This is a genomic window from Ruegeria sp. BH8 (genome assembly GCF_056538065.1).
This window is the reverse complement of sequence record NZ_JBQFSP010000017.1, coordinates 37,384-48,364: the sequence shown is the minus strand read 5'-3', so window position 1 is coordinate 48,364 and position 10,981 is coordinate 37,384. Positions and strand designations below refer to the sequence as shown.

At 58.8% G+C, this 10,981-nt stretch carries 9 protein-coding genes; 3 read left to right on the top strand and 6 right to left on the bottom strand.

Features of this window, described 5'->3' with window-relative positions; translation table 11 throughout:
* Nucleotides 1–124: 124 nt before the first annotated feature.
* The 6 genes from ACR0AD_RS18970 to ACR0AD_RS18945 form a co-directional block, all read right to left on the bottom strand.
* Nucleotides 125–1,528 carry an NAD(P)/FAD-dependent oxidoreductase gene (locus ACR0AD_RS18970; protein ID WP_480488944.1) on the bottom strand — a complete coding sequence of 468 codons (1,404 nt, stop codon included), beginning with the start codon at nucleotides 1,526–1,528 and terminating at the stop codon, nucleotides 125–127.
* A 37-nt stretch (nucleotides 1,529–1,565) separates the two neighbouring features.
* On the bottom strand, nucleotides 1,566–1,952 hold the full coding sequence (locus tag ACR0AD_RS18965) for a nuclear transport factor 2 family protein (protein ID WP_480488946.1): 387 nt from the start codon (nucleotides 1,950–1,952) through the stop codon (nucleotides 1,566–1,568).
* A gap of 26 nt (nucleotides 1,953–1,978) precedes the next feature.
* Nucleotides 1,979–2,473: a universal stress protein gene (locus tag ACR0AD_RS18960; RefSeq protein WP_209507926.1), complete on the bottom strand. Its 495-nt coding sequence runs from the start codon at nucleotides 2,471–2,473 to the stop codon at nucleotides 1,979–1,981.
* 17 nt (nucleotides 2,474–2,490) lie between these two features.
* Nucleotides 2,491–3,831, bottom strand: coding sequence for a TRAP transporter large permease (locus tag ACR0AD_RS18955; protein WP_480477501.1), 1,341 nt, complete (start codon nucleotides 3,829–3,831; stop codon nucleotides 2,491–2,493).
* Between the two features lie 17 nt (nucleotides 3,832–3,848).
* Nucleotides 3,849–4,385 carry a TRAP transporter small permease gene (locus ACR0AD_RS18950; protein ID WP_209599380.1) on the bottom strand — a complete coding sequence of 179 codons (537 nt, stop codon included), beginning with the start codon at nucleotides 4,383–4,385 and terminating at the stop codon, nucleotides 3,849–3,851.
* A gap of 67 nt (nucleotides 4,386–4,452) precedes the next feature.
* Nucleotides 4,453–5,469: a TRAP transporter substrate-binding protein gene (locus tag ACR0AD_RS18945; protein WP_267366014.1), complete on the bottom strand. Its 1,017-nt coding sequence runs from the start codon at nucleotides 5,467–5,469 to the stop codon at nucleotides 4,453–4,455.
* A gap of 157 nt (nucleotides 5,470–5,626) precedes the next feature.
* On the opposite strand from ACR0AD_RS18945, the gene ACR0AD_RS18940 reads away from it, so the two are divergent.
* The 3 genes from ACR0AD_RS18940 to ACR0AD_RS18930 all read left to right on the top strand — a co-directional run bounded on the left by ACR0AD_RS18940 (nucleotide 5,627) and on the right by ACR0AD_RS18930 (nucleotide 10,956).
* The gene (locus ACR0AD_RS18940) at nucleotides 5,627–6,553 is read left to right on the top strand and encodes a LysR family transcriptional regulator (protein WP_480488948.1); all 927 of its coding nucleotides are present in this window, start codon (nucleotides 5,627–5,629) and stop codon (nucleotides 6,551–6,553) included.
* Nucleotides 6,554–6,839: 286 nt separating this feature from the next.
* Nucleotides 6,840–8,879, top strand: a complete 2,040-nt coding sequence (locus tag ACR0AD_RS18935) for an oxidoreductase (RefSeq protein WP_480488949.1) — start codon at nucleotides 6,840–6,842, stop codon at nucleotides 8,877–8,879.
* Nucleotides 8,880–8,937: 58 nt separating this feature from the next.
* Nucleotides 8,938–10,956: a CocE/NonD family hydrolase gene (locus ACR0AD_RS18930; protein ID WP_480484809.1), complete on the top strand. Its 2,019-nt coding sequence runs from the start codon at nucleotides 8,938–8,940 to the stop codon at nucleotides 10,954–10,956.
* Nucleotides 10,957–10,981 lie beyond the last annotated feature (25 nt).

The following is a 10,981-nucleotide window of genomic DNA, read 5'->3' as shown; positions in this document are numbered from 1 at the left end:
CAGAGCCAATGATCCCAAACGCATGTTCAATACCATGCATCTGCAAAACCTTAACAAAGGCCTCTTCCGTCGTCATCTTCATAGGGGTGTTTCCTTATCTTCGGAACGCCAAAGCGTTGGTAAATTACAGTATTTCGTCACGGAGGTAATAGCCGACGTAGGCTATACGCTGACCCAGGCGGCGGAAGGGTGTCAGGATGCCATGGCTGGGCAGCGGGGACGTGAAGATCGGCAGGGCAAAGGCCTTGTCTTTCTTGCCCGCAATCAGCTGTGCCATACGACGCCCGGCCTGAGCTGAGTACATCACGCCGTTGCCACCATATCCCATCGCGTAGAACACGCGCTGTTCCGGGTCCGGCTGGAAGATACGCGGCATCATATCGTGGCTGACATCGACCCAGCCCCACCACGAATAGTCGAGGTTGATATCCGTCAGCGCCGGGAACTTTCGGGCGAGACCCTTTTTCAGAAGCTCCAGATGTCTTTCGTTCTCGGCGTCCCGCCCCGTTACCGCGCTGCGGCTGCCGATCTGCATCCGGTTGTCGGGCAACAAACGATAGTAATGGCGCAAGGTGCGGGTGTCCGTCAGGGGTGATTTGGTCTGAATGCCACACTCATCCAGTTCGGCCTGGGTTAGCGGCCGTGTCACCATCGAGTTCGACAGGATGGGCATCAGGCGGTGCTTTGTGCGCGTGTTCAGGCCCGGCGGGGTATAGCCCGCGGTTGCCAGGGCCACTGTTTTGGCGCGGACGATGCCGCCCGGTGTTCGCAGGTGATGCACACCGTTCTTCGTCTGCCATCCCATGACCGGGCTACCGGTGTGAATTTTCACCCCCAGACGGCGTGCCATGTTGACATATCCGAACGCCAGTTTACCCGCATGGATACAGGTCCCGTCAGGTTCCCACATGGCACCTGCGGCCTCCATATCGCGCACGTGTTTTTCATGCAGCTCTTCCCGAGAGAGGATGCGCGAGCCATAGCCGAACACATCGTTGAGCAGCTTGCTCTCTTTCTTGAGGGACGGCATGACCTTGTCGCGATGCGCGATGTAGTAGTGGCCACCCGGCTGGGGGTCGCAATCGATATCGTCGGACGCAATCAGATCGTTGAACAGCTGAAACGCTTCTGTGACCTCGGCATGCATGCGCTTGGCCACGTCCGTTCCCCACCGTTCGATCCATTGCGACCGCTTGAGCCGCCCGGATGAGATCTGGGCCTGCCCGCCATTGCGGGTGGAGCAGCCCCAAGAGACGGTATTTGCTTCTAAAACAATGGCTTGAATGCCGTGTTCCTTGGCAAGATGGATGGCGGTGGACAGGCCGGTATACCCCGATCCGATCACCACCACATCTGCATCCATATCGCTGGACACAGGTCCCTCATCGGCCGGAGGTGTTCCGGCCGTTCCAATCCAATATGTGGGCGCGTGGTCGCGATTGTGACCCGGACCCGCATCAATGATCGGGTCATATTTAGGGTCATAGCTGGCCTTGGGCCAGTGACGCGGGATGCTGTTATCCACCATTCTTGTTTTTCTCCGAGGCTGCGCGCAGGGCGGCGGATCAGGCTTTGAACATTGGGCGCGTTTTGCGAAGCGCCTGTTTTACAACAATTTTACCGTCACGAACGGTGAACAGATCCGCACCTTCAGCTTCGATCCGCATACCGTTTGCATCGGTTCCCGAGAAGGTCCACTCGGACACCGCACGATCACCGTGGACAAAGTGGCTGTGATGATCCCAATGGGCGTCTTTCATGCCTGCCCAGACGCCCGAAAACGCGGCGGCGATGGCGGCGGCACCTTCAACCTTGTTGCCGTATTTCTCGTCACCGGCCACGGTGTAGAACACGCAGTCGTCGGCGAAGTGGGTCATCACGCCGTCGATGTCGTGGCGGTTAAACGCGTCAAACGTATCCGCCAGGTCCTGCGCGGTCAGGGTTTTGTTCATTTTGTACTTCCTTGTCAGTGGGGTTGTTACATTTCGTCCGGGTTCGGAACGATCAGTGTCGGGATCCTCGAGCGCCGCAAAACGCGTTTTGCGACCGTGCCCAGAAAGGTGTGCGAAAAGCCGTGATCATGCGCGCCCAGCACGATCAGATCACAGCCCAGTTCGACCGAGCGGCGCAGGATCACTTCGGCCGGATGGCCATCAGTCACCTCGACCGAGGTAACCTGATCGCGAATTTTCCCGTCGTCGCCGTCGAACTGCGCCCAGAACTTGGCTTGGCGTTCGGCCAGAACCTTGCGCACCATCTCGTGACGACGCTCAATCGCGGTCTTGCGGGTCTCTTCGTTCATGATGAATATTTCCATCGTGATCTTGGCATCCTCCGACAGGGGTTCATTCACATGCAGCACGTGAATCTCCGCCCCGGTGGCCTGCGCGATGCTGGCGGCATGGCGCATGGCGTGACCCGAGTTTTCGGACAGGTCGGTGGCAAACAGGATGTTGGTGACCATCTGTTTCATGTCGTCATCCTTTCAGATCAGTAGCCAAACAGCCGTGGGAGCCACAGCGACAGTTCAGGGAAGAAGGCGATGATGAAGATCGCCACCGTGTTGGCCGCCGCAAAAGGCAGCGCGCGCAGCGAGATCTGTTCGATCGAGATGTTCGAGATACCGGATGCGATGAACAGGTTCTCACCCAGCGGCGGGGTCTGGAACCCGATGCCCAGCGTACAGACCATCACCACGCCAAAATGGATCGGGTCAATACCCACCGAATAGGCCACCGGCAGCATCACCGGAACAAGGATCAGGATGGTGGCCAGTGTTTCCATGAACATGCCGACGAAGAGCAGGAAGAAGATGATCAGCGCCCAGATCACATAGAGGTTGTCGGTAAAGCTGAGCATCCCTTCTGCGATGATTGCCGGGATCTGGTTTTCCACCAGCAGACGACCAAACACCGTTGCTGTGAACAGGATCAGCAGAACGCGGCCGGTTAGCCATGTGGTGGCTTCAAGCGACTGGAACAGCGACTGCCAGGTCAGTTCGCGATAGATGACAACACCCACGAACAGGGTGTAGAAGATCGCGACGATTGCAGCCTCGGTCGGGGTGAAGAAGCCGGTATAGATACCGCCCAGGATCACCAGCGGAGCCATCAGCGACCAGAACCCGCGATACATCTCGCACCCGACATTGCGGATCGACCAGCCCTCGGCGACACCTTTGTAGCCACGCTTTTTCGACATGAAATAGTTCAGGATCAGCAGGCTTGTGGCGATCAGGAAGGCGGGTACGAACCCGGCAATGAACAGTTTCGAAATCGAAACCGACTGGAAGGTGCCGAATTTCTCGACCGCTTCGGGCGGCGGGGCCATACCGAGCGCGGCAATGCCGAAGATCACCATCGGGATGGAGGGAGGAATGATAATCCCGAGGCCGCCAGAGGACGCAGTGATCGCCGAGGCATAGCCGCGCTCATAGCCGCGGTCGATCATTGCCGGGATCATCAGCATCCCAACAGCCGCGGTTGTTGCCGGGCCCGAGCCCGAAATTGCACCAAAGAACAGGCAGGCCATGACCGTTGCCGCCGAAATACCACCGGTGAAGGGACCGGCCAGACTTTCGGCAACGTTAATCAGGCGTTTTGAGATACCGGCGGCCTCCATCAGGGCCCCGGCAAGGATAAAGGCTGGCAGCGCCATCAGCGGGAACGAGCCCACGGATGTAAAGGCGATCTGCACGAATTTGATCGGGTTGTCGCCCAGATAGAGAAACGAGATCAGCGACGCGACACCCAGCGCCACCGTGATCGGCGCGCCAATGAGCAGCAAGAACAGAAATGATCCAAACAGGACCGTGACGATTTCGGATTCCATGGTTACCCCTCCCGGTCTCAGTGGTCTTTGGCCGCTTCGGCAGCGGCCTTGATCTCGTCCAGATCGATCTGGTCGGGATCGTGAATGTCCTCGCCTTTGACAAGGCGGAGGTAATTCACCTGAATGATGCGGAAGGTCATCAGCGCAAATGCGATGGGCAGCACCATGTAGATATACTTCATCTCGATGCCCAGTGTCTGGGATTTCCAGAACTTGTTCATCTTGTTGAAAACAAAGTCTGTCGCCAGATAGAGGAAGTAGACATTGAAGAAGAGCCAGAAGAGGTCGGCAAAGGCTTCGACATATTTGATCGACCCGTCAGGCAGGAATTTGAACTGGAACGTCACGCGGTTATGCGCCCCTTTCAGGGCGGCGTAACTTGCACCGAAATAGACGAACCATACGAACATGTAGACCGAGAGTTCTTCGATCCAGCTGACCGAAAAGCCGAAGACCTCGCGCGCGATGATCTGCACGAACAAAAGGCAGACAAAGCCGGATAAGAGTATCCGGCAGATGACACTTTCTATGTTGTCCAGAAATTTCCAGAACATGTGGTTTCACTCCTCCCTGAGATGAGAAGAGCGCCGTGGCGCTCTTCCCGGTATCGCTCTGCGGCGATTATTGCTGCACCGGCTCGCGGCCGATGGCTTCAAGCACGGTGTTCAATTTTTCGACGCCACCGATGGAGTCGTAGAACTGGGGCCATACGGCACCGGTCGCCAGTTCGATGAACTCGGCTTCGTCGTTTTCGGGATCGATGATCTCCATGCCTTTGGCGGTCAGCTCTTCCTTGATGGCGGCCTCGGAATCCCGCAGGAATTGTGCGGATGCCAGGGTGGCTTCCTGTCCTGCTTCAAGGAGGATTGCCTGATCTTCTGCGGACAGGTCCTGGAAGACCGCTTCTGAAACGATCAGCGGTTCAATCGAGAAGATGTAGCGCAGGTTGGTGACATGGTCCTGAACCTCGTAGAACTTCATCGCGTTGATGGTCAGGTAAGGGTTGTCCTGCCCGTCGACCACCTTGGTTTGCAGACCGGTGAAGGTTTCCGACCATGCCATCGGCGTCGGGTTGATGCCCCATGCCTTGTAGGTTTCGATCATGATCTCGTTCTTAGGAACGCGGATGACCAGATCCTGAAGGTCAGCAACCGATTTGACCGGTTTTTTCGAGTTGGTCAGGCGGCGGAAACCGGTATAGGTCCAGCCGATGATGCGCACGCCGGCATCACGGATGGTGTTTTCGACCAGTTCCTGACCGATTGGGCCCTGGGTCAGCTTTTCGGCATCTTCCAGGCTGAGGATCACGTAAGGCAGCGTGAAAACACCGACCGAAGGCGAGAACGGCGTGATGTTGTTGATCGCCAGCAGAGACATATCCAGCGTTCCGATCGCCGCCTCGTTCACGGTGTCCTGTTCGGACCCCAGCTGACCGTTCAGGAACAGCGTTGCGGTATGTGCACCGCCCGATTTCTCTTCCAGCGCCTTGACGAAGGCGATGCCCAGAGCTTCCTGTGCGCTTCCTGCGCTATCGCCCACCGCGATCTTGAAGTTCTTCGCATCAGCCGTGCCCGCAACCATCAGTGCAGCAACGGAAACGGCGGCGCTGATGGTGCCAAGCTTTTTGATAAATGACATGGATGTCCTCCCATTTGTCGTGTTTCGAGGTGCGCGATGGCCTGGGGAGAAGGTGGCCAGTCCGATTCTGCCTCGGCCACAAGAGGCTATCTTGCCAACATGGTTTCGTCGTTGTTAATATTTGCGTGAAAGGTTTCACAAATGTCGAACTTTTAATATGAGACAAAACCCACTGGCCACCCGCATCGGGGACACGGACATCCGCCTTCTTCGGGTTTTCAAAACCGTTGCGGAAAGCGGAGGGTTTTCAGCGGCGGAAAATGAGCTCAACATCGGGAAATCAACAATCTCGAAACACATATCGGATCTGGAGCTTCGGCTGGATTTGAAGCTGTGCAACCGTGGCCCGGCGGGTTTTTCCCTGACTGAAGACGGCGAAAAAGTGCTGGCCGCGACTGAAGACCTGCTGATTTCGGTTTCTCAGTTCAGAACAGAAGTCAACGAGATCAAGCAGCAACTGGCAGGAAGTATCCGCGTGGCGCTGTTCGATCAGTGTACCACGAACCCCGAAGCGCGCCTTGCCCGCGCCATTCACAGGTTCAACGAAGCCGCCCCTGCCATCCAGATCGAGTTGTCAATCGAACCGCCCAACGTCATTGAGACCATGGTTATCAGCGGGCAGCTGGATGTCGGGATCATCGCCCTGCACCGCCCCTCGGCAAGCCTGCATTATGCGCCGCTTTATGGGGAAAACATGTTTCTGTATTGCGGGCAGGACAATCCGTTGTTCAGCCGGTCCGCTGACACGCTGAGTTTACGGGACATTCAGGCGTACAACTATGCGGGCCTGAACGTGAATTCGCCCAACCTGATCTATGGCCAGCAACTGGGGTTTCGGCGCGCTGCCAAAGTGCAAAACGAACAGGCCCTTGCAATTCTTATTCTGTCAGGCAGCTATCTGGGCTTTCTTCCGGACCATCTGGCGCAGGAATTTGTCGAGCAGGGGCTTATGAGGCAGGTGATGCCGCAGGAAATCAAATACAGAACGCGCTTTGCGGCGGTGACGCGAAAACAGCCGGATCCGACACGTGCGGCCAAGCTGTTTCTGGAAACCCTGCTGAGCGTCCATTCCGACGTGCCCTGAGCCCGGCCTCGCCGCCTGTTTGCGCGTGGCACCCCGCAAGAGGATTTGTTCACTGAAGGCATGCGCCAACCGGGTGCGCGCGGCCGCGCTTGTCTTGTCCACTCGGGCGTAAGGCATGAGGAAAATGGGTCAAAAACGTCTGATTGAAAACAAGTTTGACTTGGCAATTCCAGTTTGATTTCAATCAGCAAAGACCCACACCTCTTGCCCCCAGACAACCGGAGAGCCGCATGTCATCCGACCCTGTAGCCGCCTTGCGCACTCAAACCGATCACGAGGCGCTATCATGAGCCGCGATGCCTTGCTGCAACCTTATCAGCTAAAGCACCTGACGCTGAAGAACCGGATCATGACGACCAGTCACGAACCCGCCTATCCCGAAGATGGGATGCCGACGGAACGTTATCGTGCCTATCACGAGGTGCGGGCCAAAGCGGGGGTTGCGATGACCATGACGGCGGGGTCGGCCGTTGTCAGCCGCGACAGCCCGCCTGCGTTCAACAATATCCTAGCTTACAAGGACGAGGTGGTCCGCTGGATGGCGGAGCTGACGGATGCCTGCCATGCCCATGGCTGTGCGGTGATGATCCAGCTGACCCATCTGGGGCGGCGCACGGGCTGGAACAAGGGTGACTGGCTGCCATCCCTGTCGCCGTCGCACGACCGGGAACCGGCGCACCGGGCCTTTGCCAAGAAGATGGAAGATTTCGACATCGCGCGGATTGTGACCGATTACGCCGATGCTGCCGAACGGATGCAGGCCGCCGGGCTGGATGGAATTGAATTGCAGGCCTATGGCCATCTGATCGATCAGTTCTGGTCGCCGATGACCAATCGGATGGACGCGCCTTTTGGGGGCAATCTGGACAACCGGTTGCGCTTTGGCTTCATGGTTCTGGATGCAATCCGCGACCGCGTCGGGCGCGATTTCATCATAGGGGTCCGTTACACCGCCGACGAGGTGGAAAAGGGCGGCATCACCGAAGCGGAAGGGCTGGAGATTGCCCGAAGGCTGCGTGACAGTGGTCAGGTCGATTTCCTGAACATTATTCGCGGGCGTATTCATACCGACCCGGCCATGACGGACGTGATCCCGGTTCAGGGCATGAAAAGCGCACCCCATCTGGATTTCGCCGGGCGCGTGAGGGCCGAGGTTGGGATGCCGACCTTTCACGCCGCGCGCATTCCCGATGTGGCAACGGCGCGGCATGCGGTGGCCTCGGGCCTGCTGGACATGGTCGGCATGACGCGCGCGCACATGGCCGATCCGATGATCGTTGCCAAAATCCGGGCCGGACGGGAAGAGGACATCCGGCCTTGCGTCGGTGCCACCTATTGTCTTGACCGCATTTATCAGGCGGGTGAAGCACTGTGCATCCACAACCCGGCCACCGGGCGCGAATTGTCGATGCCGCATGTGATCCCCGCCGCTGAAACGCGCCACCGCGCGGTGATTGTGGGCGCAGGCCCCGGCGGGCTTGAGGCGGCGCGGGTCGCGGCCGAGCGCGGGCATGACGTCACGGTTCTTGAGGCAGCGCCTGAGCCCGGCGGTCAGGTGCGGCTGACCGCGCAATCCCGACGCCGGTCCGAGATGATCGGGATCATCGACTGGCGCATGGCCCAATGCGCGGCGTGCGACGTGACATTTCGGTTCAACACCTTTGCGGACGCCGATGCTGTAACCGCGCTTGCGCCGGACATGGTGGTGATCGCAACCGGCGGGTTGCCCGAGGTGACGGTTCTGGAAACGGGTAACGATCTGGCGGTTACTGCCTGGGATATCCTGACCGGTGATGTGCGCCCCGGCGACAATGTCCTTATCTATGACGATGCGGGGGATCACCCGGCCCTGATGGCGGCTGAGGCTATCGCGCAGGCAGGGGGGCGGGTAGAAATCATGACCCGCGACCGCAGTTTTGCCCCCGAAATCATGGGAATGAACCTGGTGCCCTACATGCGGGCCCTGCAAAAGACCGGGGCCGTGTTTACAGTCGCCCGGACGCTGAAATCACTGGTGCGGTCAGGCAACCAGCTGGAGGCAGCCATTGGAACGGACTACTCGGACCTGACAGAAAAGCGCCTGTATGATCAGGTGGTTGTTAATCAGGGTGTTTTGCCGCTGGATGATCTGTACTTCGACCTGAAACCGCTGTCGCGCAACCTGGGCGCCGTGGATTATGAAGCGCTGGTTGGCGGGTCCGGCCCCGTGTTTCCGCAATCTGTCCCAGAGGCCGGGTTTGATCTGTACCGGATCGGAGATGCCGTTTCATCACGTAACACGCATGCCGCCATTTATGATGCGCTGCGCTTGGGGCTTCGGTGGTGAGATCATTGAAGCACACCACAAGCAGCCTTTCACCTGACAGTCAGTCAAAGGACCGGACATGAGCAACACAGAGGTCATCGAAACCGTTTGGATTCCCATGCCGGACGGCGCAAAACTTGCGGCCCGGCTTTGGCTGCCCGGATCGGCGCGAACAACACCTGTTCCCTGTGTTCTGGAATACATCCCCTATCGCCGCCGGGATCGCACCCGGATGCGAGATGAAAGCATGCATCCGCATTTCGCCGCGGCGGGCTATGCGTCGATCCGGGTAGATATCCGCGGTTATGGCGACAGCGACGGGATTCCCGAAGACGAGTATTCGCATCAGGAGATTCAGGATGGGCACGACATCATCCAGTGGATTGCCGATCAGGACTGGTGCGACGGAAATGTCGGAATGTTCGGCAAAAGCTGGGGGGCGTATAACGCCTTTCAGGTGGCCGCGACCCGCCCGCCTGCGCTGAAGGCGATTGCGCCGGTGATGGGAACGGATGACCGCTGGCGCGAGGATATTCACTTTTACGGCGGCTGTCTGGCCAATGACAATTTCTGGTGGGGCTCGATCATGCAGCTGTACAATGCCATGCCGCCCGACCCCGAGATTGTGGGCGCGGATCGCTGGATCGACATGTGGCGCGCACGGTTGGAGGGGGTCGAATTCTGGCCCGCCATGTGGCTGGAACATCAGACCCATGATGACATGTGGCGGCGCGGCTCGATCTGCGAAAACTATGCGGATGTCGATGTGCCGGTGTATTTCTTTGGCGGATGGATGGACCTGTATCGCGACACGCCGTTCCGCATCGCGGAACACCTGAGCGGGCCGGTCAAGATCCTGATGGGCCCCTGGGCGCATCTGTATCCGCAAGAAGGGGTGCCGGGGCCCCGGGTCGATTTCGTCGGCGAGGTAATCCGGTTCTGGGACCATTGGCTGAAGGGGATCGACACCGGCCTGATGGACGAGCCGCCGCTGCGGTTTTTCCTGCAAGACAGTGCCGCCCCGTCCGGAACTCATGTACACCGCGAGGGGCGGTGGATCGAAGAGCCGAGCTGGCCATCGCCAAATGTCAAGGACCAGCCCTTGTGGCTGAATGACGGAACGCTGGACGCCTCCACCGGGTCGGGCGGGGAGATGTCGGTCTGTTCGCCACAGAATTTCGGGGCCGCAGCGGGCGACATGTGTTCCTTTGCAATACCCGGAGATATGGCAGCAGATTGCCGGATCGAGGCCGCAGGGGCGCTGCAATTCAAAGCAAAGCCCTTGGAAAAGCCCATAGATATTCTGGGCCAGCCCTCGGTAGACCTGACAGTTTCTGCCGATCGGGCGCAGGGCTTTGTTGCGGCCCTGCTGGTGGATGAGGCCCCGGACGGCGCACAGACGCTGATTGCACGCGGGTTCTGCAACCTGACGCACCGGATCAGCGACACTGAACCGACACCGATTACACCCGGCGAAGATTTGCACGTGACTGTCCCGCTTTATGGAACCGGTTATCGGGTATTGGCGGGTCATCGCATCGTTCTGCAAATCGCGTCTGCCTATTGGCCGGTTCTGTGGCCAGCGCCGGAGCCGGTTACGCTGACGATCCGACCCGGCACGTCGCGGCTGATCCTGCCCACGCGCAGCCAGCGAGATGACGCGCCAGCCCCACGCCCGCTGCCGGAACCTCAGGGTTCCGACGTCGCCCCGCGGAAGACGAACGTTCGCTCCGGCTCGATGGAGCGTTCGGTTCACACCGATCTGACCAATGGCGCGGTGACACACAGGTATTTCCTTGACGGGGGTGTCTTTGGGCCGGTGGGCGATATTCGCCTTGACGATATCGGCACGGTGCTGAGCGATATGTCGGATCGACGCTACACCATCCAGCCGGGTGATCCGTTGTCGGCAGTGGCCACAATGGAGCAAACCGCCGGTTTCGACCGCGAGGGTTGGTCAGCCAAGATCTGGACCTGTTCCGAACAAACGGCGACAGCGACCGAATTTCACCTGACCGCGCGCCTAAAGGCGTGGTCGGGTGACGATCTGATCTTTGAGGACGAACAGTCTTATGTCATCCCCCGCAACGGGATGTAGGCGCAGAATGGTTTACAGACCTGCC

Coding starts and splice junctions, on each gene's coding strand:
- ACR0AD_RS18945 (WP_267366014.1), bottom strand. CDS start 5,469: ATGTCATTTATCAAAAAGCTTGGCACCATCAGCGCCGCCGTTTCCGTT.
- ACR0AD_RS18940 (WP_480488948.1), top strand. CDS start 5,627: ATGAGACAAAACCCACTGGCCACCCGCATCGGGGACACGGACATCCGC.
- ACR0AD_RS18970 (WP_480488944.1), bottom strand. CDS start 1,528: ATGGTGGATAACAGCATCCCGCGTCACTGGCCCAAGGCCAGCTATGAC.
- ACR0AD_RS18965 (WP_480488946.1), bottom strand. CDS start 1,952: ATGAACAAAACCCTGACCGCGCAGGACCTGGCGGATACGTTTGACGCG.
- ACR0AD_RS18955 (WP_480477501.1), bottom strand. CDS start 3,831: ATGGAATCCGAAATCGTCACGGTCCTGTTTGGATCATTTCTGTTCTTG.
- ACR0AD_RS18960 (WP_209507926.1), bottom strand. CDS start 2,473: ATGAAACAGATGGTCACCAACATCCTGTTTGCCACCGACCTGTCCGAA.
- ACR0AD_RS18950 (WP_209599380.1), bottom strand. CDS start 4,385: ATGTTCTGGAAATTTCTGGACAACATAGAAAGTGTCATCTGCCGGATA.
- ACR0AD_RS18930 (WP_480484809.1), top strand. CDS start 8,938: ATGAGCAACACAGAGGTCATCGAAACCGTTTGGATTCCCATGCCGGAC.
- ACR0AD_RS18935 (WP_480488949.1), top strand. CDS start 6,840: ATGAGCCGCGATGCCTTGCTGCAACCTTATCAGCTAAAGCACCTGACG.